Source organism: Bradyrhizobium sp. SOJA106, assembly GCF_059448745.1.
Map to the genome: position 1 here is coordinate 4,004,970 of NZ_CM182549.1, position 23,576 is coordinate 4,028,545.

Consider the following 23,576-nt stretch of genomic DNA (forward strand, 5'->3'; position numbering starts at 1 on the left):
GCCATGGACGCCACCGAGCTTCCGACCGACGAGGTCAGGCAGATGCTGCGGAGATCCGTTCGCGGGTTTCTCGGCGAGCAGTGGGATGCCGATTGCCTCAGGCTTGGCGCCAAGCCGCAGGAAGTTGCGGCGATATGGACCAAGCTGGTTGGCCTGGGCATTGCCGGTCTCGGCTCCGCTCCCGAGGAAGGGGGCTTGCGCGAGATCGCTGTCGTGCTCGCCGAGCTCGGGCGCGCGGTGTGTCCTGCGCCGATGTGGTCGGCTGCGCTGGCCAATTTCGCGCTTTCGACGGCAAGGTCGGAGCTCGCCGCTGATTGTCTTGAGAAGCTGCATAACGGGACGGCTCGGCTCGCCTTCGCGTTTGGAGCGCTCGATCCCGATGCGGGCGCCGGCGCAATCCGGGTTCGGGAGGGCAGAGCGGACGGGGTGCTCCGGCTCGTGGAAGCCGCGGATAGCTGCACGCATCTCCTGGTTGCCATTGACCCCGCGCTCCTGGGCCTCGTGGCGCTGGATGCCGCCGGCGTCGCAATTGCCCCAACGCGGGCCATGGGTGCTTGGGGGGCTTGCGAGGTGCGTCTCAGTTCGGCGCCGATCAGCCTCATCGCGATCGAGGCGGGCATTGTCGACGATCTCTTGCTGAGGGGAAAGCTGGCGCTGATGGCGCGAGCGCACGGTGCCGCCGAGCGAGGGTTCGAGCTTGCCACGGACTATGCCAAGGAACGGCATCAATTCGGTCAGCCGATCGGCCGCTTCCAGGCTATCCAGCACAAGCTTGCCAATGGCTTCATCGCTCTGGAAGGGGTGCGGCTGATCATTGATCATGCGGCCGGGCTTCATGATCGGGACGATCGCGAATGGCGCTACTTCGCCCATGCGGCTGTCGCTTTCGCGAGCGATGCGTTGCGACGCGTCTCGCTCGAGACGCATCACGCATTCGGCGCGATCGGTTATGCCGACGAGCACGAGGCGCCGCTGCATTTCAAGCGGGTGCATCTTGACACCATCATGCTGGGCGGGGCGGCTCCGGCGAAAAAATGGCTGGCATCCGCGTTGCTGGAGCCGGGCAGTTCGGGCCTGCCTGAATATGATCTTGGCCCGGCCGGCAATTCGCTGCGCGAGCAGGTGAAAGATTGGCTGGAGCGGCATTGGTCGGGAGACCGGAAGGTCGAGTTCGATCGCAAGCCGTTCGCCAAGCGCGAGTTCGATGCCGACTTCGCGCGCGACATCGGCGAGACCGGCTGGATCGGTCTTGGCTGGGCCCGGGAATTCGGCGGCCAGGCCCGTTCGCCGCTCGAGCAGATCGCGTTCATGGAAACGATGGAGCGGGGCGAAGCGCCACGCATCGGCGCCGCGATCCAGGCCAATGCCCTGATGATGTTCGGAACGCCCGAGCAGCAGCAACGCTATTTGCCCGAGATCCTGCGCGGCGAGGCCATGCACGGGATGGGCTACAGCGAACCGCAGGCGGGCTCGGATCTTGCGGCGCTGCGCACCAGCGCGGTGCGCGATGGCGATCACTGGGTCATCAACGGCCAGAAGATCTGGACCACGACCTGGTGGGGCAAATACATGTTCCTGGCCGCGCGCACCGACAAGGACGCCAGGCCGCCGCACGCCGGCATCAGCATGTTCATCGTGCCCATGGACGCGGAGGGGATCACGGTCCGGCCGGCAACCACGATGTATGACGGCTCCTTCGCCAACATCTTCTACGACAACGTTCGCATTCCCGTGGAAAACCTCGTTGGCGAGGTCAATGGGGGCTGGAAGGTCCTGATCGGCGCGCTCGCTTTCGAGCGCGGGCTGGTCGGCGGCGGCATCGTCCTGAAGGTCGCTCACGCCTTCGAGCAACTGCGCGGGCATGTCATGGAGAGGGACGCTGCGGGAATGGCGCTCAGCGACGATCCCATCGTGCGCGACAGGATGGCGACGCTGGCTGCAGAGATCGAGATCGGGCGTCAATTGATGATGCATTGCGCTGAGCTTGCCGCGGACGGGGTAACCCCGCCGGAGTACGGCGCGATCAGCAAGGTGTTCTCGGGGGAGCTGATGGAGCGCTTCGGCGAGGCGGCGCTCGACATCCTCGGCGCGAGGGCGATGCTGTCGGAGCAGATGCCGGGGGCGATCGACAACGGCCGTTTCGAGCAGAACCTGCGTCATTCGCTGATGTGGGTGATCAGCATCGGCACCAACGAGATCCAGCGCAGCCTCATCGCACAACGGGCGCTTGGGCTACCGAGATAGGAGTGAGCATGCAGGTGCAGGAGATCACGAATCTGCCGCTGGAGGGCGTCCGCGTGCTCGACTTCTCGATCATGCTGGCCGGTCCCTATTGCGCGAGGCTGCTTGCCGATGCCGGCGCGGAGGTCATCAAGATCGAGCCGCCCGAGGGTGACGATATGCGTCTGCGGGCTCCGTTGCGGGGCGGCCAAAGTGCCTATTTCGGCCAGCTCAATGCTGGCAAGCGCAGCCTTGCGCTTGACCTGAAAAATCCCGAGGCGATCGAACTGGTCCGCCGGTTGGTCAAGGAGACCGATATCCTGGTCGAGAATTTCCGGCCGGGCGTGATGGACCGGCTTGGCCTTGGCTACGAGGCGCTGCGCGCGATCAACCCGCGCCTGATCTACTGCTCGATCTCGGGCTACGGGCAAACGGGACCGGCCGCCGAGCGCGCCGCCTACGCCATGATCGTTCACGCCGAGAGCGGCTTCGACCGTTCGTTGATGCGGTATGCGGGCGATCGCGACCGGCCGGCGGCGGGGGCGGTTTTCGTCGCGGACGTGCTCGGCGGGATCTTCGGCTATTCGGCGATCCAGACCGCCATGGTCCAGCGCGCGCGAACCGGCGCGGGCCAGCGGATCGATGTCGCCTTGATGGATTGCATGCTCAACCTGCTCGTCTACGAATTGCAGGAAGCGCAGTTCGCCCCGCAAGCGCCGCGGGCCGCCTACGGTCCGGTCCGGGCTTCCGACGGCGACATCCTGGTTGCGCCGATCACGCCGCGAAATTTCGCCGCGCTGTGCGAGGTGACAGGGCAGGGCGATCTCGCGAACGATCCGCGCTTCAAGACGGTACCGGGCCGCGCGGCCAACTGGAGCGCGATGATGCAGGTCGTCGAGAAATGGTCCGAGCAGCATACGGTGCGCGAGTGCATGGCCGCCCTCGACAAGGCCGGCGTTCCCAGTGCCGAATATCGCGATCCGGGAGCCGCCTTGACCGACCCGCATCTCCTTCAGCGCGGTGCATTCGCGACGATCGCCGATAGCGCGGGGGAATTCCTGGGCGTCAATGCGCCCTGGAAGATGTCGGGCGGATCGACCGCCATGCGGCGGGAGATTCCCGCGGTCGGTGCGCATCGGGACGAATTGCTGTCCCGGGTCCTCGGCCTGTCGGGCGAGGCCATCGCCGGCCTCGCTGACGCCGGAGTGTTTGGAAGCGCCAGCGCCCGGGCGAAAGGCTAGTTCACAACAGCGCGTCGGAGGGCATCCGTTCATGAAGATCATCGCTGCGATAGCAAATGGGCCGCGCGATCCATTCGAGATCGTCCCTTGCGAACTCTCGGCCCCACGCGGCAGCGAAGTCCTGGTCCGGGTGCACGCGTGCGGCATCTGTCACACAGATCTCGCGGTCAAGTATGGGCACATTCCGGTGCAGATGCCGAAGGTTCTGGGCCATGAAGGCGCGGGCGTGATCGAGCAGGTCGGCCCCGGCGTGACGTCGTTCCGGCCCGGCGACCATGTGCTCATGAGCTTTGGCTCCTGCGGCGAGTGCCCGAATTGTTGCGACGGCGCGCTCGGCTATTGCGACCATTTTCGTGCCATCAACCTGTTCGGAAACAGGTCTGGCGGCTCGGCGCTGTCGCGTGGCGGGAGCGAACTGGGCGGTCATTTCTTCGCGCAATCCGCCTTCGCGACTCACGCAATCGCCACCACCAGGAACATCGTCACGGTCGATGCCGATCTGCCGCTGGATCTTCTTGCGCCGCTCGGATGCGGCATCCAGACCGGCATGGGATCGATCATGAACGTGCTGCGGCCGCAGGCCGGGACCTCGATTGCCGTGTTCGGCGTCGGCGCCGTCGGTCTGTCCGCCATCATCGCTGCGCGGATCGTCGATTGCTCGACCATCATCGCCGTGGATGTCGTGCCGGAGCGGCTGCGCGTCGCGCGCGAGCTGGGCGCAACGCATGCGGTGTCCGGCCGCGCGGAGAATCCCGCGGCTGAGATCGCCGAGCTCACGCAGGGCGGCGTGCATTTTTCGCTCGACACGACGGGCGTACCGGCGGCGGTGGCAAGCTCGGTCAATTGCCTGCGCGCGCGAGGTGTCAGCGCGCAGGTCGCGGCCCCGCCCCGGGGAACGATGTATGCGGCCGAAGCAAGTGTGGTGGTCGGGCGGGGAATCTCCATCCGCGGCGTGGTTGAGGGCGATGCAAATCCCCAGATGTTCATTCCGCGCATGATCGGCTTCTTCCGCGAAGGCCGATTGCCGCTCGACAAATTCGTCAAGGCCTATCCACTCGCGGGCATCAACGAGGCCATCGACGCCCTCGACAGTGGCCGCGTGGTCAAGCCCGTTCTGACCATGGCGGGGATTGGGAGCGCCTAACAAGACATAAACAAGCAGGGAGGAGGAACGATGCTCGACATCGCAACGGATAATGCAATCGCCGATCACAGAACCTATGGCAATGTCGGTCTGCAGCACCGGCTCTTCGGCGAGCTGCGGCGGGACGATCCGGTCCATTGGACGCAACCTAAAGGGTATCGTCCGTTCTGGACCATCACCAAATACGCCGACATCATCGAGATCGAGCGCCAGGCCGATCGCTTCATCAACGCGCCGCGAACCAAGCTTCTCAGCATCGAGTTCGAAAGCAAGGTGAGAGAGGCGATGAGCGGCAAGCCCATGCTGGTCCGGGCTTTGCCGCAGATGGATAATCCCGATCACGGCAAGTATCAGAAGCTCACCCACGCCTGGTTTCAGCCCCGGCACATCCGGACATTGTCCGAGCGCATGGCGGCGCTGGCGAAGGAGAGCGTCGATAGTCTCGTGGCGATGGGCAACCAGTGCGATTTCTACAATGATATCGCGATCTATTATCCGTTGCGGGTCCTGATGACCATCCTCGGCCTGCCGCGCAGCGACGAGGAACGGCTGCTCAAGATCACCCAGGCCTATTTCGGCGGCGGCGATCCCGAGATGCAGAAGGGCTCCGACCTGATCGACGCCACGATCGCCTATGTCGACTATTTCAAGGACGTCGCGCGGGAGAGACGGAAAAACCCGCAGGACGACGTGGCGACGGTGATCGCAACGTCCGAGATCGACGGCCGGCCGATTGAGGATTTCGAGGCCTATTCGTATTATGTCGCACTCGCGAGCGCGGGACACGATACGACGAGCGCGACGATCGCCGGCGGTCTGCTTGCCCTGATCGAGAACCCCGAGGCTATGGCCCGCCTGCAGCGCGAGCCCGAGTTGCTATCTGACGCCGCGGAGGAGATGGTGCGTTGGGTATCTCCGGTCAAACACTTCTTCCGCACCGCCACGGCCGACTACGACATTCGCGGCAAGACGATCAGGGCCGGGGACAGCATCCTCCTCAGCTATCCCTCAGGCAATCGGGATGAGGAAGCCTTCGATCGGCCCTTCCAGTTCATTCCCGATCGGTCGCCCAACCGGCATCTCGGCTACGGCTTCGGCATTCACGCCTGCATCGGACGGCATCTCGCCAAAGCCGAGATCGTCGCCTTCTTCCGCGAATTCCTCGGCAGGATCGAGCGGGTCGAACTCGCGGGTGCCCCGGCGTGGACCGAAACGTCGTTTCTCGGCGGCGTGAAACGCTTGCCGATCCGTTATTCGGTGCGGTAGCGGAGCGTCGCGGCGCGTGCGCGCCCTCGAAGGCAGGGACAGGGTCAGGTCTCTGGAGACGAGGGCGCGGCGGCCTTGGCGATCGCGAGCATGCAGTTGAGGAAGTGGACGCGGTCCTCCTTGCTCAGAGGGGCGAGCAGGGTGTTCTGAAGCTCGGCCGCGGCGGGGATGACTCTGAGAAGGGCTTCCTCGCCTTTGGCGGTGATCTGGACCTGGATCGACCGCCGGTCCTCCGCGTTGCTTCGTTTCGAGATCAGCTTGCGCGCCGTCATGCGCTTGAGCATTTCGCTGAGCGTGTTGCGGTCGCTGCTGATGCGCACGGCGAGGGCGGACGGGGTGAGGGGACCATCCTGATAGAGTGCGATCAACACACCGAACTGCCGTGGCGTGATGTCGCTCTGGCCGGTCAGGTCCTGATAGAGCACATCATAGCGGGCCTCGAGCAGTCGAAGCAGAAACCCAACGCCCCCTTCGAGGCGCCAGTTGCGCGCCATCTCCACCGCGCTCGCATTCTTTTCCTTGGGCGCTGACATGCCGTCGCTGACCTGAACTCTCCTGGAATTGCTCAGGCGTTAGCAGCTTGTCCGATGGCTCTCAACCCATGGCGGAACGGGCGCCAGAGTGCTGGCGTCCGGGAAAGCCGGCGCGAGCGGATTTGCTATTGCAAGCAATTCGCCGATATAGTACGTATACGTATCAAATAGGGGCGCAACAGTCGCTCTGCCGGGGAGGACTGCTTGGATCTGCGGAAGCTGCTGTCGATTCCCTATCTTCTCGAAGCCGAGGCGGTCGAAACCGAACCCGGTCGGTGGCTCGTCCGCATGGCCTATCCCGAACTGCCCGGCTGCAGTGCGGAAGGGGCGGTGGTCGAGGAAACCCTGCGGGATCTCGAGCGGCGCCGCATCGAGACGATCATCGGCCTCGTCGAGGCCGGGACAACGCCACCCATTCCACGCCAGCCACTGGCCTCGGCCGATCCGCTCTGGACCGCACGCGATCTCGGACTGTCGGCGCGGGTCGCAGCGCTCCTGGGCACTGCCCCAGAGCAAGCCAGCGACGGAATCCCACTGAAGGAGGAAGCAGATGTTGTCGCGCGAGGACAATGAACGTCTCGTCAGGGTCGGCAAGGGCACGCCGCTTGGAGACCTGTTCCGTCTCTACTGGATTCCCTTCCTGCCGTCCGCGGACGTGGCCAGAGACGGCCAGCCGAAGCGGGTCAGGCTGCTCGGAGAGGACCTTGTTGCCTTCCGGGATTCGGAGGGACGCGTCGGGCTGGTCGACCAGGCCTGTCCGCATCGCGGCGCGCCGATGGTGTTCGCGAGGAACGAGGATTGCGGCCTGCGATGCGTCTACCACGGCTGGAAATTCGACGTCACCGGCGCCACGACGGATATGCCGGCCGAGCCGGTCCGCAGCCGCCTGAAGGAGCGCGTGAGGATCAAGGCATATCCGTGCCGGGAGCGGAACGGGATGATCTGGACCTATATGGGGCCCGACCAGGCTGATCTTCCGCCGCTGCCGAACGTGGAATGGAATCTGGTGCCGCAGGAGCAGGTGCATATCTCGCTGCGCGTGCAGGAGTGCAATTGGCTTCAGGCGGTCGAGGGTGAGATCGATTCGGCCCACGCGCCGCTGCTGCATGGGCGGCTGGACGCGCAGGGTACGACCAGCGCCTGGATCCAGAAGCGCGATCTGCGTCCGACATTCGAATGCATCAAGCAGGACTTCGGCATGAGCATCGCGGCGCGGCGCAATTACGATGCCAATACGCTGTACTGGCGCGTCAACCAGTTCATGCTGCCGTTCTACACGCTGGTCCCGCCGCTGATGCCGTTTCCGGATCTCAGCGGCCATGCCTGGGTGCCGATCGATGATGAGAACACGCTCTGCATCATGTTCTCGTATCACCCCTCGCAACCCCTGCTGCCGAAAACCCGCCAGGTCTTTGCCGACGGGCACAATGGCCGCGAGAGCGGGCATGCCAGCCGCCACGCGCTGGTCGACCATCCGGTGACGGTGCCCTATGCGGGCTATTGGACGAAGTACAATCCGCAGAACGGCTTCCAGTTCGACTACCAGGCGCAGCAGACGACCTGGTTCTCGGGCCTGCCGGGCTTGTGGGTGCAGGACGGGGCCTGCCAAAGCGGCGTGTCGCCGATCTTCGACCGGACCAGGGAAAACCTCTGCTCGAGCGACACCGGAATCGCGATGACCCGGCGCTTCATCCTGGAAGCGCTCGGGGCCTATCGCGATCACGGAACCAAGCCGAAAGGGGTGACGGACCCCGACGTGTTCATGGTACGTGCGGTGTCGATGCGGCTGTCGCCGGAGGAGTCGTGGGTCGATGTCGGTGCGCCCTTCATGCGTGCCAGGCTCGGCGCCGATTTCGGATACGAGATGTGAGCCCTTCGATGGCAGTCCCGCGGAGGCGCGCGTCATGAGCGATGGCTTGTTCGACGTTCGCGTCAAGCGCATCAGCTACGAGGCGGATGGGATCAATTCCTACGAGCTGATCTCGCCGACCGGGCACGATCTCGATCCCTTCACGGCCGGCGGTCATATCGATGTGCATCTGCCGAACGGCATGGTCCGGAGCTATTCGCTGGTCAACGATCAGCGTGAGCGCCATCGCTATGTGATCGCGATCAACAAGGACACGGCAGGGCGGGGTGGCTCACGCCTCCTGCACGACAATCTGAAGGCGGGTGACATCCTCAGGGTGTCGAGGCCCCGCAACAATTTTGCGCTTTGCGAGCAGGCCGAGCATTCGGTCCTGATCGCAGGTGGAATCGGGATTACGCCGTTGCTGTCCATGGCCCGTCGTCTCGACGCCCTCGGACGGTCCTGCGAACTTTTCTATGCGGCAAGGGCGCCGCGCGCGGCGGCATTCCTCGACGAGATCGCAGTGCTCGCGGGGAACGGGCGCGTGAAGGTGCGCCTCGACTTCGACGACCAGCGTTCCGGCCGTCTGTTCGATCTTGCGGCGGTCATCGACCGGGCGCCGGCGCAGGCTCATCTCTATTGCTGCGGTCCGCAGCCAATGCTCGAAGCCTTCGAAGCCGCGGCGGCCGGTCGCCCGGCCGATCATCGGCATGTCGAGTATTTCCAGGCGAGCGAAGCTCCCGCGACGGCGGGCGGTTTCGAGGTGAAACTCGCCCGCAGCAACCGGACGATTCCGGTCGAAGCCGGAAAGACGATCCTTGAGGCGCTGCTCGAGGCAGGGATCGCGGCGAACCATGCCTGCTCGGAGGGGGTCTGCGGCACCTGCGAGACGCGTGTGCTCGAAGGCATCCCGGACCATCGCGACCAGTTTCTCAGCAAGGACGAGCAGGCATCGAACAAGACAATGATGATCTGCTGCTCGGGCGCAAGGTCGGGCACGCTGGTGCTGGACCTCTAACAACAACAAAGTTCGTCAACAGGGTGGAAACATGAAAGCCGCTTTACGTGTCGCCGGAATAGCCTTGCTCCTCGCCGGCCTGTGGTCGCCCGCATGCGCGGCCGCAACGCGCACCATCAAGATCGGCGTCCTCAACGATGCGTCGGGGCCCTATTCCGACAATGCCGGTGAGGGCTCCGTGACGGCGGCGAGAATGGCGGCCGAGGACTTCATGGCGCACCACCCCGACCTCAAGGTCGAGGTCGTCTCGGCGGATCACCAGAACAAGGCGGATGTCGGGGCGGCGATCGCCCGTCGCTGGATCGAGCAGGAGAAGGTCGACGCCGTCGCCGACGTGCCCAACTCCGCGGTCGGCCTTGCCGTCAATGAGGTGGTTCGCGGCGGCAAGGCAGCGCTGATCGCTTCCAGCGCGGCATCATCCGATCTGACCGGGAAATACTGCTCGCCCAACACGATCCAGTGGACGTTCGATACCTGGGCGGCGTCGCACACGATCGGCAACTACCTGGTCCGTCACGGCGGCAATAAATGGTACTTCATTGCCACCGACAATGCGCTCGGCAAGTCCATGGTGCGGGACGGTACGTCGGTCATCAATGCGGGCGGCGGCGCCGTGCTCGGATCGGTCAATGTTCCCATCAACAATGCCGATTACGCCTCGTTCATCCTGCAGGCGGATGCCTCCGGCGCCGACGTGATCGCTTTCGCGACCGCCGGTGGCGATACCGTCAGCCTGATCAAGCAGTCTGCCGAGTTCGGCTTGAAGCAGAAGGGCCGGACCTTCGCTGCGATGCTGACAACCACGAACGACGTCGAGGCCAGCGGGCTTGCGGTCGGGCAGGGACTTATCATCACCCAGCCGTTCTATTGGGACCTCAATGAGGCCAGCCGGGCCTGGTCGGCGAAATTCAGCGCGCGCCAGCATGACCAGTCGCCGACGGCATTTCACGCCGGCGTCTATTCTTCGGTGCTGGCCTATCTGAATGCCGCATTGGCTGCGGGAACCAACGACGCGCAGGCGGTCATCCGCAAGATGAAGGAGCAGCCCATCGACGACGCGCTGTTCGGCCCGGTCGTGGTGCGGGCGGACGGCCGCGCCATCCACAACATGTACATCTTCAAGGTGAAGGAGCCGAACGCGTCGAAAGGCAAATGGGACCTTCTCGACAATGTCGGCGTCCTGAGCGGACCCGAGGCATTCCGCCCGATCGACCAGGGTGGATGTTCGATGGTCGAGCAGGCCAAGGGCAATTGACCCCGGTTGCGATCGGGCACGCCAGGGCTGCCGCGCGAACATGATGGATGCACCATGCTGGACAACATCGAAGCCGACTTTCCAGAGTACACGCCGCGGCCATCCGATGCGCCGAGGGCGCTTGCGGGAATCCGGGTCGTGGATTTCTCCCACTTCATCGCGGGACCATTCGCCACGATGATCCTGGCCGATATGGGCGCAGAGGTCATCAAGATCGAGGCGCCAGGCCGAGGCGACGATCTCAGGCGCTACCCGCCAGTGCATCCCGCACTCAAGGCCGGGGCGCCGTTCGTCTGGACCAACCGCAACAAGCGAAGCGTTGCCCTCGACCTCAAGTCGCCCGAGGGCGTCGCGGTGGTGCGGGAGTTGATCGCAACGGCGGACGTACTCGTCGAGAATTTCTCCACCGGCGTCATGGAGCGGTTCGGGCTCGACTATGCCGCATGCCGGACCATCAAGCCTGACATCATCTACTGCTCGGTGTCGGCCTATGGACGCGAGGGGACCTTCGCCGACCGGCTCGGCTTCGATCCGATCGCGCAGGTCGAGAGCGGATTTGTGTCCATGAACGGTTATCCTGACCGCGAGGGCGTGCGGGCGCTGTCGCCCGTGATGGACATCAGCACGGCGATGATGGCCTGCAACGCCATCCTCGGAGCGCTGGTTGCCCGTGAGCGCAGCGGGCTCGGACAGGCGGTCGAGGTGTCACTGTTCGACAATGCCGTGCTGATGACCGGCTATGCCACGATGCAACATCTGTTCACCGGCGCCAATCCGCAGCGGCACGGTAACACCAGCCCTGATACCTGTCCCTCGGGCGTGTTCCAGGCGCAGGACTGCGCCTTCTATATCAATTGCGGAAACGACAAGATCTTTCAGCGACTAATGTCGCAGGTGCTCGATCGCGCCGACCTGGCCGCGGCCGAGATCTATGCGACCGGCCCCGACCGCATCCGGCGGCGGGACGAATTGTTCGCGATTCTTGGCGAGGCCTTCGCGCAACGGCCGTGGAGCCATTGGCAAGCCCGGATGCGGGCGGCAGGGGTCCCGTGCGGGCAGGTCCGCACGGTCGGGGAGGCGATACGGTCGCCCGAAGCGCGAGAGCGCGGCCTCGTCACCCGCATTCCGCACGACACGCTGGGCTGGATCCCAAACGTCAGCCTGCCGATCCGTTATTCCGCGACGCCCGTCGTGGATCCCGTCTCCGCGCCTGCGGTCGGCCAGCATACCCGCGCCGTGCTTCAGGACCTGCTGGGCTACGATGATGCGCGTCTGGCGCGGCTCGCCGCGGCGGGCGCATTCGGCGAGGCCGGGGCTGGGCCGGCCAAGGCGGGACGGACGTGAGGGCGAGGGCCATCGCCGATCGCACGCTGAGAGGCCGCGTCGCCGTCGTCGGGATCGGCGAGACCGACTATTACCGGCACGGCGCGTCGCCCGATCCGGAGTTCAAGCTGGCGCTGAAGGCGATCCTGGCGGCGTGCACCGATGCCGGCATCGATCCCCGCGACATCGATGGCTTCGCCTCCTACAGCGAGGAACGCAGTGAAGCGTCCAGGCTTGCGGCCGCGCTCGGCACGCGGCGGCTTCGGGCTGCGACCATGCAATGGGGCGGGGGAGGCGGCGGCTGCTGCGCGGCCGTCGCCAATGCGGCGGCCTCGATCGTCGCGGGCCTTGCGGATTGCGTCGTCGTGTTTCGCTCGCTCGCGCAGGGGCAATGCGGCCGGTTCGGGCAGACAACGGGCATCGACACGATCTCCGGCGAGAAGGCGTATCTGATGCCGTACGGCGTTCTGGCGCCGCCGCAGCGCTTCGCCATGCGCGTGCGCCGCTACATGCATGAGCACGGCGTCGGCCAGGAAGCGCTGCGGGCGATCGCGCTGGCTTCCTATCATCACGCGCAGGCCAATCCGCGGGCCGTCATGTACGGCAAGCCGCTCGACGCGGCCAAGTATGAGGCCTCGCGCTGGATCGCGGAGCCGTTTCATCTCTACGATTGCTGCATGGAGAACGACGGCGCCGCCGCGCTCGTGCTGGTGCCAGCCGAGCGCGCCGGAGAATTTCGCAACAAGCCGGCCTATCTGCTGGGGGCCGCCGTCGGATCCGGATATCGCGCGGGCGCGATCCCGCACAATTCGCCGCATTACGCCAGCGCCGGCTTCGAAACCGTCGCGGCCGATCTCTATGCGATGGCTGGGCTCGGTCCGTCCGACGTCGGTGTCGTCCAGTGCTACGAGAACTTCACGGGCGGCGTGGTGATGGCGCTCGCGGAACACGGCTTCTTCGCGCCGGAGGAGGCCAACGACTATCTCGCCTTCGACAACCTCGTTGCGCCATCGGGGCGGCTTCCACTCAACACCAGCGGCGGCAATCTGGCCGAGTGCTACATGCACGGGTTCGAACTCCTGCTGGAGGCTGTGCGCCAGGTGCGCGGAACGTCCACGAGCCAGGCGAGGCGCAATGATGTGGCCATGGTGATCGGCGGACCCATGGTCACGCCGGTCAGCAATCTCCTTCTCGGCTCGGAGGCGACGCTGTGAGCGATGAGGCGGCCCGAACCTACCTTCCACAGGGGCTGCCGATCCCGGTCGCCGAGGCCGACGGCCTGTCGGCGCCCTATTGGCGGGGGCTGCGCCAGAACCGCCTCCTGGTGCAGCGTTGCCGCCATTGCGGCACATGGCAGTTCGGCCCCGAATGGATCTGCCATCAGTGCCATGCCCTCGATCCCGACTGGACGGAGATAGAGCCGCACGGGCGGATCTTCAGTTGGGAGCGGGTCTGGCATCCCTCGCACGCCGCGCTGAGGCAGCACGGACCGTATCTCGCCGTGCTCGTGGAAATCCCCCACGCCGGCGGCGTCAGGATGATCGGCAACCTGCTCGGCGATCCCGGGCAAGCGGTCTCCATCGGCGCGGCTGTGGACGGCGTTTTCGAGCACCATCCTCATCCGGAGCGGCCATATTCGCTGCTGCACTGGCGGCTTTCGTCAGTCCGGGGACGCGAGACGAGAGTCTCAAAACGGTCCTGAGATGGTGCGGGTGTGGGAGCAGCATTCGCGGCTTGTGGCCGCGAATACCATGAGGTGTTTGCCAAGAACGTATCAGCGCGTTCCTGATCTCTGACGGTATTTGCAGGGCCGCCGCGCGAGTGCGGCCATGGCAGTTCTGGGTATACAGGCAGCCCTGACTAGTCGATTGACGCCGATAGGTGGCGGAATGGGTAGCATCGAGCGCGGTACGAATTCTTCTGTGGATTCAAGGCTGAAAAATTGAGGCGGATGTACCGTCGGCATTTGTCCGTCAGGCCCGCAAAAATTTTGCTTGCAGATCAACGGCGAAGCGATGTTCGCAATAATAGAGTGGGAGTAGGGCAATCGGCTAATGATGCGCGGTTTGGCGTAGCTTCGGTGTGGTGGGTCTCACTCACATGCGAAGAGAGCTGTTGGTCTCCACTTAACTCGAACCAGCTCGGCGCTCCAGCGCGTTTTGGCTGGCGGAGTATCGCGTCGAACCACAGCGTGCAAAAGAGCTGGAGCCGTTAAAGCCGAAGGCGTTGACTTGAGGCCACCCGCGACCTGCGCCTACGGACTGAGTTTGCTCGACACAGCGCTGGCGGAGGGACGATCCAGTGTGCCTCATCCAAGTCGATTTCTATGAGTTCCGCTGCGCGCTGTTTGATGGCCGACGATTGCTCAGAGACCGACCACCTAGACTCTCTTCGAGACCGGACATTGACGCCGATTGACCTAGATTTGTGTTGTGGATTTTATAGGCTGCATTATTCGTGATATCAATGAGGACGCGTCATGAACCTCAGATCTGTCGATCTCAATCTTCTGGTCGCTCTGAACGCTCTTCTTACAGACCTTCACGTGACACGTGCTGCCGACAGGATTGGTCTTAGTCAACCCGCAATGAGCAATGCTCTCTCCAGGCTGCGTCACATCTTCAAGGACGAGCTTCTGGTCCGGACGGTCAACGGCATGCAGGCCACGCCGCGTGCGATCGAACTGGCGGAGCCGGTGAAGCGGCTTTTGCGGCAGGTGGAGCGCCTTCTGGATAGCGAATCCGCTTTCGATCCGACCACCACGACACGTAGCTTCTCCGTGAGGTTGTCCGATCTTCTCAGCCGTCTTCTGCTTCCCGCCGTCGGCAAAACGTTGGAGACGACGGCACCCTTCGCGCAGCTCGATGTCGTGCACTATTCGCCGACGCAAACGGTAGAGGCCCTGGAGAAGGACGAAATCGACCTTGCGATCTCGATGGGTCTCGCGCATTCGAATTCGATCAAGTCGGTCGTCCTGATGAAGGATCGGATGGTGTGCGTGATGCGCGAAGGTCACCATTTGGCGCAGCGCCCCCTTACAATGGAGACGTTTCTGCAGGCGGCGCATCTCAAGGTCTCAATGTCGCCGACCGATCTGCGTTTTGTCGATGACGTGCTCGCCGGGCAAGGGCTGACCCGCCGGGTTGCGGTCAACGTTCCCCATTGGCTGCTGGTCCCGCATGTGCTGCGGGATTCCGATCTATTGTCGGTCATGCCCCGGCGCCTGGCCTTCGCGATGGTCTCGGAAGATCTTGCGATCAGGGACCTCCCGTTCGCGTCCGATCCCTTCGAATGGTCCATGTATTGGCACCGAAGGCACGATGCCAGTCAGGACCTAAGTTGGCTGCGTTCGATTTTCGTCGATGCCACGCGAAGCCTTCGCGAAAGCGACTGAGACTGGGCCGCCCACCGACCATCTTTCGATAATTCGCGGTAAACGCAGGATTATTGGTCTGCCAAATACTTGAATAGTGAATTCCGATTAGACGCCGCCATCCCGATCGCCATCCTGCTCCCAATCAATTTCGGTCGATGTCTGTCGACTTTGGGAGGATGCATGCAAGCGATTTCGGACGTACAGGTGGCATCGGTCAACGCAGGCGCTCGCCTCGATCGGCTGCCGATTTGCGGCTTTCATTGGCGGATCCTTGCGCTGATTGGCGCAGGCATGTTCTTAGACGCCTTCGACATCTACCTCGCCGGCGGCGTTCTCGGAGCCGTGCTGAAGGAGGGTTGGTCGACACTCGAGCTCAACGCGGCGTTCGTCACCGCGACCTTCATCGGCATGACTGTGGGTGCCTGGTTCTCGGGCATTCTGGGCGATCGTTACGGTCGCCGTTTCTCCTATCAGGTCAATCTAGCCATTTTCGGTCTTGCCTCGATGGCGGCGGCGCTTGCTCCGTCCATGCAGGCACTGATCGCCGCGCGCTTCGTCATCGGGATCGGACTGGGCGCCGAGATTGTCGTCGGGTACGCAACACTGACCGAGTTCGTCCCTGCATCGTCCCGCGGCCGGTGGATCGGTATCCTGGCCGTCATCACCAACTTTTCCCTGTTCGTCTCGTCGATGGTCGGCCTGTCGATCATTCCGAGCCTCGGATGGCGCTATATGTTCGGCCTCGTCGGCGTGCTGGCGATGATCGTCTGGCTCCTCCGAAAGTCGATGCCCGAGTCGCCTCGGTGGTTGGCCGCTAACGGCCGCGCCGACGAAGCCGAGGCGATCCTCGCCCGTATCGAAGCGGAAGGTGCCAGGAAGGGGCCGTTGCCCCCGGTTTCGACCCTGCAGCGTGTGGAAGACGAGGGCGGATCCGTCTGGCGCCTGTTCGCACCGCCTTACCTCGGTCGGACGTTGCTCGGCAGTCTCCTGCACATCGTCGTCGGCTTCAGCCTCTACGGCTTCATCGGGTGGTTGCCGACATTCATGGTGAAGGGTGGCCACAGCGTCGTGTCGTCGCTCGGCTACACGACCTTCATGTCTCTGGGCGGCCCGATTGGATCGCTGATCGGCCTAGCGCTGGCCGATGCGATCGGTCGTAAACCGTCGATCATCGGATCGTCCATCGCGGCGGCGGTCTTCGGGCTGGCGTATCCGTTCATGCCGGACGGCGCTCCGCTCGTCGTGGTCGGCTTCCTTCTCGTCACCGCGATCTATGTGATGTTGGCTACCGGCTTCGCCATGCATGTTCCGGAGCTCTTCCCGACCCGCTACAGGCTTCGTGGCACGGCCATTTGCGCGACCGCAGGGCGCGTGACGACAGCGTTGGTCCAGTTCGTCGTCATCGCGATCTTCGCGTGGAAGGGGCTCGCCGGCGTCCTGGTGACGCTCGCGGGCATTCTTCTCTTCCAGGCCGTGGTCTTCATGATCTTCGGCTTCGAGACCAAGGGTCGCGCACTTGAGGAAGTCTCGGGCGCGCCGACCGGGACGGAAGCCTCGGGCTCGAGAGAGAAGGTCGTCGGCATCGGAGCCTAGCGGAGGCGGATCACAAGTAGCAATGGGCCCTGAGATTCCATTCCGGCTCACTGCCGTCGAGCCGTTTGCAGAAGCTGTAACTGAACCTGTAGAGCCGCGACAACCGTCGCGACATTCGTGCCGCGAATGTGCGAAGAAGAATAATCCATTTCGAAAATGACGATGGATGCGGTCAAATCCGGATCATCCATTCCGCCAAAGAGCAAAGGGAAGAAGCAATGACCGACACCCAGACACTGAAGGACACCATCAAGGTCTGCATGTTCGACCAGTACGGCACCGTCGTCGACATGCAGGGCGGCCTCGTCAAGATCGCGACGCCGTTCCTCAAGGAGAAGGGCTGGACGGGCAATCCGAACTCCTTCGTCACCTGGTGGCGGCGCACCCATTTCGAGAACTCGATGATCGACGCGCTGCTTCACCGCGAGCACACGCCGTATCGCGAGATCGGCCATCGTGCAGTCTCCGCAGTCATGGCCCGGGCCGGCATCAAGTACACCAAGGACGAGGTGAAGTATCTCGTCGGCGAGATCGAGAAGCTCGAATGCTTCCCGGAGGTGCCCGCGGCTCTCGCCAAACTGCAGACCAAGTACAAGCTGGTCGTGCTCTCGAACGGCGACCGCGACATGCTCGAGACGGCCAAGAAGTATCACAAGATCCCGTTCGACAACGTCATCTCCGTCGCGGAGGCAAATTCCTTCAAGCCACATAAGGCGACCTACACGAAGGCCGCCGAGATCCTCGGCCTGAAGATGGATCAGATCCTCTTCGTCGCCAACCACGCGTTCGACGTGATCGGTGCGAAGTCGGCCGGCATGCGGACCGCGATGATCAACCGGCGCAATCGGCCGTTCGAAGAGACGCCGCACAAGCCCGATATCACGGTCGAAACGATGGAGGATCTCGCGGATGCGATTGTCTAGTGCGGAAGCTCTTTCCGGCATCAAGGTCCTAGACCTGTGCCGCGTCGTCTCCGGGCCCTTCGCTACGATGCATCTCGGCGATCTCGGGGCGGACGTTGTGAAGATCGAAGATCCCCGTGTCGGCGACGAGAGTCGCCGATACGGTCCTCCGTTCGTCAACGGGGAGAGTTCGTACTTTTTGTCGGTCAATCGAAACAAGCGCAGCTGCGCGATCGATCTGAAGTCACCGGCGGGGCGGGACGCGGTGATCGCGCTCGCCAGGGCCGCCGACGTCGTGATCGACAACTTCAGGCCCGGGACCCTCGACAAGTGGGGTCTGTCCGACGCCGCGTTGAGTGCCGACAATCCCAGGCTCATCCAGTGCAGCATCTCCGGGTTCGGCCGGACCGGTCCGGATGCGAGCCGGCCCGGTTACGACCTCATCCTGCAGGGCGAAGCAGGACTCATGGATATCACAGGCGATCCGGACGGCCCGCCCATGAAGGTCGGCACCTCCATTGCCGACCTGGTCACCGGCCTCTACGCATCGCAGGCGGTCCTCGCCGCGCTCATGAAGCGCGAGAGGAGCGGCGTTGGCGGACGGGTGGACGTGTCGATGCTGGATGCCATGGCCTCGCTGCTGACGTTCAACGCCGGCATGTACTTCGCATCCGGAGAAAGTCCGAAGCGTCGCGGCAACGTTCACCCGACCATCAGTCCGTATGAAACCTTCAAGGCGAGCGACGGCTGGTTCAACCTCGGCGTCGCCAACGACAAGTTCTGGTCGCTGTTCTGCGACGTCATCGACCGCAAGGATCTCGAAGCCGATCACCGCTTCGACACGGCGCCGAAGCGGGCGGCGAACCGCGCTGTGCTCGCCGGTATTCTGCGTCCGATGTTCAAGTCTGCGCCGCGCGATCGTTGGCTCGAGATCTTCGGCGACGTAGGCATTCCGTGCGGTGCAATCAGGACGGTCGGTGAAGTCTGCGAGGCGCCACAACTCGTTCAGCGCGACATGGTCCAGACCGTGAGGCACAGGGTCGCCGGCGAAGTCAAGTTCGTCGCCCGGCCGCTGCGTTTCGACGACAGGCCTCCCGCGCCGTCGACGCCGCCGCCGACCCTCGGCGAGCACACCCTCGAGGTGTTCGAGAGCTGGCTCGGTTGGACGCGGAAGGAGGTGTTAGACTTCGCTTCCAAGGGAGCTTTCGGCGATGCTGCGCTGAAGCAGTCGGCCGAATAGGGAGCAGAGCGGATGGACGAGGCGCACGTTCGGGAGCTTATCGTGGCGGGTATCGGCGATCGCCGCCATGAATTCGGATCGTTCTTCCTGTCGCGCTTCTTCGGGATGGCGGTCTCCTACGAAGCTGACGCCTGCATCGTTTCCCTAAACGTGAAGCCCTACATGTTCAACCCGCAGGGATCGCTCCACGGCGGCGTGCTGGCGACGGCTCTCGACATCTCGATGGGGCACCTGCTTTGGCATCAGTTCGACGCCGGCGCGACGCTCGAGATGAATATCCAGTATTTCGCTCCGGTCCGTAGCGGCCTGGTCACCTGCCGTGCCAGCTTTCTGAAGAGGGGACGCAAGATCTTCTTTCTGCAATCGTCGGCCCAGGATGACGCCGGAGAAACGATCGCGCACGCGACATCCACCTGGAAGCAGTTATGAACGATGTCGTCGCCAAGCTCAGGGAGCTGCTTGGCTCCGATTGCATCACTGATCCGGCGCTGGCGGACGGATATCTCTCGGACTGGCGTGGTCTACTTCGCGGTTACGCAGCCTGCGTTCTGCGGCCCAGATCGGCAAGCTTGCTTTCGCAGAGCGTCCGCATCTGTCGGGAAGCCGGCGTTAGCGTCGTTCCTCAAGGCGGCAACACCGGGCTCGTCGGTGGCGCGACGCCGGACGAAACCGGCCTTCAGATCGTGATCAGCACCGGCGCCATGAAGAAGATCCGGACGGTCGACCCGGTGGACATGTCCATCGTTGCGGAAGCGGGCGCAACGATCGCAGAGCTTCAGAGCGCGGCAGCGGACGCGGGCGCGCTCTTTCCCTTGTCCTTCGCCTCGGAGGGAACCGCCACGCTCGGTGGAGCGCTGGCGACGAACGCAGGCGGCATCTCTGCTGTTCGGTACGGGAGTGCGAGAGATCTCCTGCTGGGAATGGAGGTCGTGCTGCCCGACGGCCGCATCTGGAACGGGCTGCGCATGCTACGGAAGGACAACACCGGCTACGCCCTCAAGCACCTTTTCGCCGGATCGGAGGGCACGCTGGGCATCGTCACGGCGGCGGCGATGAAGCTCGCGCCCCTGCCGGTCGGCCGCGAGGTCGCCTTCTGCGCGGTCGAGACTGAGGACCGGGTGCTGAATTTCTGGATGAAGCTGCGCGCTGCGGCTGAGGGGAATGTGCGCGCGATCGAATACCTCTCCGGTTCATGCGTGGAGCTGGCGAAGCGCGAAGGACTCCGCTCGCCCGTTGGGAAAGCGGACCACTATGTTCTCGTCGAACTAACCTCGAGCCGTGCGGATGCCGGCCTGAGGGACGTGCTAGAGGCATTTCTCGCCGACAGACTTGAGGACGGCACCATCGTCGACGCCGCGATTGCCCAGAGCGGCGAGCAGCAGAAGCAGATCTGGCGCCTGCGGGAAGACCAGACCGAGTTTCAGAAGAAGGCGGGACATGACTGCAAGCACGACGTCGCGGTGCCAGTCGTGCAGGTGCCCGAACTGCTGCGGCGCAGCCGGGCCGACATTGAAGCCGGATTCTCGGACGTCACCGTTGTTCCGTTTGGTCACATGGGTGACGGCAACATCCACCTCAACGTCGTCTTGCCGGCCGCGCTCGGTGCCGAGCAGGGCAAGCAGATCAGCCAGGCGATCTACGATATCGTGCTCTCGATGGGCGGGACGTTTTCGGCCGAACACGGTATCGGTCGGGCCAAGGTAGGCTTGCTTGAAAGCAAAAAAGATCCCGTCGAGCTCGATCTTATGCGCCGGATTAAGGCGGCGCTCGACGAGGACGGCTTGTTCAATCCTTGCACGATATTCCGGCCATCGCAAAGCGAACCCGGAGACTGACCGCTGACGATGTCGGCTGGAAGTCAGCGAAAGCCCAAGAGGAGGTCATTCCGATACTTGCTGAACCTGCCAACCTGAGAGCCTCGCAAATTTCCCTGTGAGAACGCGAAAACGTCTTCCGAAATCAGAATGGGAGTAGTGTTTCCGGTTGCGAATGCGCAACATAACGCAGGTTCTTGAGTCGTTCTCGCTTTCTTTCGCTCGAGGACCTGACGGAAACAATGTGCCGAGCTTATTGCGCTCAAGAGCCGGCGATCCATTCCTTTTCACTACCAGCGTATCGCCGCGTACAAAAAGGCGGAGCGGCTAGAGCACCAAGCTAGAATTCTGACTGACTAGGACGATAAAGGGACGCTCGGCCGGAAGCCTTCCTCTCAGTGTTGTTATTTCCCTGAACGCAAAGCGATGGTGCTGGGAATCAGTGATGGTGCTGGGAATTGTTGTAAAACGTTTTTGCGTCGGCTTATCCTGCGTCTGAAGCGGACCGGAGAGTTTTGTCTTCGTTAAGCCATTGGCGTCCTCTCTCATAGAGAGCCTCGACTTCCGGACCAACAAGACCCGGCATGTTCAATTTCACTTCATAGCCAATCTCTTGCTGAAGGTAAGCTAAATGCCGATAGCCCTCAGGCAGGGCAGCTAGTCGTTTCTGATCCATGGAAAGGTTCGTACCGGGTATAATCGGATCGATGCGATCCTTTTCGTAGATCGGTTGGCGCCGAAGCATCCCCCAGCGACCTTCTCTCTTCTCGAGAAAATCAAAGAAGCGGCCTGTACACACTACGTCGCACCATGAACCATGCACGCGTGCTCGCTGGGAAATTGTCATTTTGCTCTGGACGACAGCGCGGGTGCCAGCGACTTCGATGTGGCTCCCTCCGAGGAAGTGCAGAATACGAACGCCACGGCTCCAACCCTCTCGGCTCAGTCGGATAAAATCTGCCGCAGGTCCCTGGAACCAGGTCGCCGACATCCAGCCATCGTCATGCCAAACCGTTGCGAACCGCGGCCAATCGCCAGAATCGCGCCATATCACCCAGTTCTCAATCAGCTCCCTGATCTCCAATTTGTCGGCGAATGTCGCGTAGCTCATGGGAGACTCCGTTAGACTTCGATTGTTTCATCCGGCGGCTCGTTGAGGACTCTGGATCACACTGCAGACACACTGACGACGTCTCCTCGATGGTGCGGCTGAAGAAGATGCGGCGGCTGCAAGGAATGGTCCGATAGATCATAAGCCTGGTGTTATCGCGGTCGATCCGCAGCTCCCGGCGGAGCGGGCAGGGCGGGCAAGAGCGGCTGGACCGAAAGCCCAAGGGACAGCAACTCTTCGTCGTGACGCGGCAATACCGCAAGCGTAACGCCGAGAGGAAGTCCATGCGACGACAACCCCATGGGAAGGGTCATGGCCGCGAGCAATCCCTTGGTGAGATAGTTGGTATTGTTGATGTATGCCTTCCATGTCGGAATCGGCACACCGTCCATCATGATCAGTTCGTCAGATCCTTCGATGGGACGCGCGTCGGTCAAAGTCGTCGGGAATGCGAGGGCGAAGAGGCGGTGCTCGGCAAATGCCTTTTGGAATGTTCCTTCGACAGCGGGCTTGAACGTTCCCAGTGCCTCCCTGTAGGCCTCATCGCCTGGGCTAGCCGGGCCGACAATGCGCGTCTGGTAGTCCTTGATCAGATCTGGACTGCGGATACCCCCTACTAGCTCATCGAATGAAAGGCCGACGTGGTGGCGAGCCAGAAACTTTGGTACCTCGGTCTTCAGTTCGTAAGGCGTTATGGGCCCAAAGCCTTTCTCGGCTTGCACGAGATCGGGAAGGTCAACCTCAACAATTTCTGCGCCAGCCGTTTTAAGCTTCCGTAGCGTGTCTTCGAACTTCGCTTTGCTGTCGGCGTCGGCAACATCCACGAACAATTTCCGCGGAACGCCGATCCGCAATCCGCCCATGTTCGCTGGGTTCACGGCGAGGCTGGTCTGAGCCATGACGGAATCCACCAGAACAATGTCTTCGACCGATCTTGCGATCGGGCCGATTGTGTCCCGTGTCGGCGAGACCGGCAGCACTCCTCCCATTGGATAGCGTCCGACGGTCGGCCGAAATCCTATGACGCCGTTAAGAGCCGCCGGGATCAGAACAGATCCCCCGGTATCTGTGCCTAAGGCGACAGGGACCAGACGGGCGCCGACGGCAGCCCCGGCGCCGCCGCTTGAACCGCCAGCAAAGCACTTGGGATCGTAGGCATTTCGGACGGGGCCGAACACCGCATTGTTGCTCGTTACGCCGCCTGCAAGTTCGTGAAGGTTGAGCTTGCCCAAGATGACTGCGCCTTGGTCGATCAGGCGCTGAACCGTGTCGGCGGTCTCGGTGGGGACGTAATTTTTGGTCGCGGATGTTCCGAATGTCGCGCGTTGGCCTGCGACGAGCACGTTGTCCTTGACGGCGATCGGCAGGCCCGTGAGCGCGCCTGACCGCGAGACTCGCGGTGGGTGAGGATCCTTACAGACGTCGAGCTCGTCGGCCCGCCGTGTACTGATGAACGCATTGTGGCCATCGCTGCCGATGCTAGATAGCAGGCTCTCCGCCACGCGGCAGGGATCGAGCCGGCCGGCGGCAACGTTGGTCACAATGGCGCGTCCGGACAGATCTGCGATATTGTGCTCGAGATCCGTGGCGCTTGCCGCCGTGAGGGCGGACATGCTCCACAGCAAAAGTGATCCAACTTCCGTAGCCAACGCTTTGCGGCTCTGCCTGGACATCGCGCTCTCCCTGTTTAT

20 protein-coding genes are annotated in these 23,576 nt (G+C 63.1%); 17 read left to right on the forward strand and 3 right to left on the reverse strand.

Annotation, left to right across the window (positions count from 1 at the left end; all coding sequences use genetic code 11):
- Positions 1–3: 3 nt before the first annotated feature.
- From AC5V87_RS18205 to AC5V87_RS18220, 4 genes are read left to right on the forward strand one after another with little or no spacing between them, the layout of a single operon-like run.
- Positions 4–2,244, forward strand: a complete 2,241-nt coding sequence (locus AC5V87_RS18205) for an acyl-CoA dehydrogenase family protein (RefSeq protein WP_495371749.1) — start codon at positions 4–6, stop codon at positions 2,242–2,244.
- Between the two features lie 8 nt (positions 2,245–2,252).
- A complete protein-coding gene (locus AC5V87_RS18210; protein WP_495371916.1) occupies positions 2,253–3,461 on the forward strand; it encodes a CaiB/BaiF CoA transferase family protein in 1,209 nt (402 codons plus the stop codon).
- A 31-nt stretch (positions 3,462–3,492) separates the two neighbouring features.
- Complete coding sequence (locus AC5V87_RS18215) at positions 3,493–4,605, forward strand: NAD(P)-dependent alcohol dehydrogenase (RefSeq protein ID WP_495371750.1); 1,113 nt, start codon at positions 3,493–3,495, stop codon at positions 4,603–4,605.
- Between the two features lie 30 nt (positions 4,606–4,635).
- Complete coding sequence (locus AC5V87_RS18220; RefSeq protein ID WP_495371751.1) at positions 4,636–5,871, forward strand: cytochrome P450; 1,236 nt, start codon at positions 4,636–4,638, stop codon at positions 5,869–5,871.
- A gap of 44 nt (positions 5,872–5,915) precedes the next feature.
- Here AC5V87_RS18220 and AC5V87_RS18225 read toward each other — a convergent pair whose 3' ends face one another.
- Positions 5,916–6,365, reverse strand: coding sequence for a MarR family winged helix-turn-helix transcriptional regulator (locus AC5V87_RS18225; protein WP_495371752.1), 450 nt, complete (start codon positions 6,363–6,365; stop codon positions 5,916–5,918).
- Between the two features lie 243 nt (positions 6,366–6,608).
- Between AC5V87_RS18225 and AC5V87_RS18230 the strand changes: the two genes are divergently transcribed.
- The 13 genes from AC5V87_RS18230 to AC5V87_RS18290 all read left to right on the forward strand — a co-directional run bounded on the left by AC5V87_RS18230 (position 6,609) and on the right by AC5V87_RS18290 (position 20,795).
- Positions 6,609–6,977, forward strand: coding sequence for a hypothetical protein (locus tag AC5V87_RS18230; RefSeq protein WP_495371753.1), 369 nt, complete (start codon positions 6,609–6,611; stop codon positions 6,975–6,977).
- Positions 6,955–8,274, forward strand: coding sequence for a Rieske 2Fe-2S domain-containing protein (locus AC5V87_RS18235; RefSeq protein ID WP_495371754.1), 1,320 nt, complete (start codon positions 6,955–6,957; stop codon positions 8,272–8,274). Before AC5V87_RS18230 ends, AC5V87_RS18235 begins: the two co-directional genes overlap by 23 nt.
- Before the next feature lie 34 nt (positions 8,275–8,308).
- Positions 8,309–9,271, forward strand: a complete 963-nt coding sequence (locus tag AC5V87_RS18240; RefSeq protein ID WP_495371755.1) for a PDR/VanB family oxidoreductase — start codon at positions 8,309–8,311, stop codon at positions 9,269–9,271.
- A gap of 31 nt (positions 9,272–9,302) precedes the next feature.
- Positions 9,303–10,526: an ABC transporter substrate-binding protein gene (locus tag AC5V87_RS18245; RefSeq protein ID WP_495371756.1), complete on the forward strand. Its 1,224-nt coding sequence runs from the start codon at positions 9,303–9,305 to the stop codon at positions 10,524–10,526.
- Between the two features lie 54 nt (positions 10,527–10,580).
- Positions 10,581–11,870, forward strand: coding sequence for a CaiB/BaiF CoA transferase family protein (locus AC5V87_RS18250; RefSeq protein WP_495371757.1), 1,290 nt, complete (start codon positions 10,581–10,583; stop codon positions 11,868–11,870).
- Positions 11,867–13,063 (forward strand): thiolase C-terminal domain-containing protein, encoded by a 1,197-nt coding sequence (locus AC5V87_RS18255; RefSeq protein WP_495371758.1) that lies wholly within the window; start codon positions 11,867–11,869, stop codon positions 13,061–13,063. Before AC5V87_RS18250 ends, AC5V87_RS18255 begins: the two co-directional genes overlap by 4 nt.
- The gene (locus AC5V87_RS18260) at positions 13,060–13,551 is read left to right on the forward strand and encodes a Zn-ribbon domain-containing OB-fold protein (RefSeq protein WP_495371759.1); all 492 of its coding nucleotides are present in this window, start codon (positions 13,060–13,062) and stop codon (positions 13,549–13,551) included. The genes AC5V87_RS18255 and AC5V87_RS18260 overlap by 4 nt, the downstream gene beginning before the upstream one ends.
- Before the next feature lie 843 nt (positions 13,552–14,394).
- Positions 14,395–15,243, forward strand: a complete 849-nt coding sequence (locus tag AC5V87_RS18265) for a LysR family transcriptional regulator (RefSeq protein ID WP_495371760.1) — start codon at positions 14,395–14,397, stop codon at positions 15,241–15,243.
- Between the two features lie 162 nt (positions 15,244–15,405).
- Entirely contained in the window at positions 15,406–16,818 is a 1,413-nt protein-coding gene (locus AC5V87_RS18270) for an MFS transporter (protein ID WP_495371761.1), read from the forward strand.
- Between the two features lie 218 nt (positions 16,819–17,036).
- A complete protein-coding gene (locus tag AC5V87_RS18275; RefSeq protein WP_495371762.1) occupies positions 17,037–17,741 on the forward strand; it encodes a haloacid dehalogenase type II in 705 nt (234 codons plus the stop codon).
- Positions 17,728–18,960 carry a CaiB/BaiF CoA transferase family protein gene (locus AC5V87_RS18280; protein ID WP_495371763.1) on the forward strand — a complete coding sequence of 411 codons (1,233 nt, stop codon included), beginning with the start codon at positions 17,728–17,730 and terminating at the stop codon, positions 18,958–18,960. The genes AC5V87_RS18275 and AC5V87_RS18280 overlap by 14 nt, the downstream gene beginning before the upstream one ends.
- Positions 18,961–18,972: 12 nt before the next feature.
- Positions 18,973–19,389 (forward strand): PaaI family thioesterase, encoded by a 417-nt coding sequence (locus AC5V87_RS18285; protein ID WP_495371764.1) that lies wholly within the window; start codon positions 18,973–18,975, stop codon positions 19,387–19,389.
- Entirely contained in the window at positions 19,386–20,795 is a 1,410-nt protein-coding gene (locus tag AC5V87_RS18290) for an FAD-binding oxidoreductase (protein WP_495371765.1), read from the forward strand. The genes AC5V87_RS18285 and AC5V87_RS18290 overlap by 4 nt, the downstream gene beginning before the upstream one ends.
- 463 nt (positions 20,796–21,258) lie before the next feature.
- On the opposite strand, the gene AC5V87_RS18295 is transcribed toward AC5V87_RS18290, so the two are convergent.
- Both AC5V87_RS18295 and AC5V87_RS18300 read right to left on the reverse strand, forming a co-directional pair.
- Positions 21,259–21,885 carry a nuclear transport factor 2 family protein gene (locus tag AC5V87_RS18295; protein ID WP_495371766.1) on the reverse strand — a complete coding sequence of 209 codons (627 nt, stop codon included), beginning with the start codon at positions 21,883–21,885 and terminating at the stop codon, positions 21,259–21,261.
- 152 nt (positions 21,886–22,037) lie between these two features.
- Positions 22,038–23,558, reverse strand: a complete 1,521-nt coding sequence (locus AC5V87_RS18300) for an amidase family protein (RefSeq protein ID WP_495371767.1) — start codon at positions 23,556–23,558, stop codon at positions 22,038–22,040.
- Positions 23,559–23,576 lie beyond the last annotated feature (18 nt).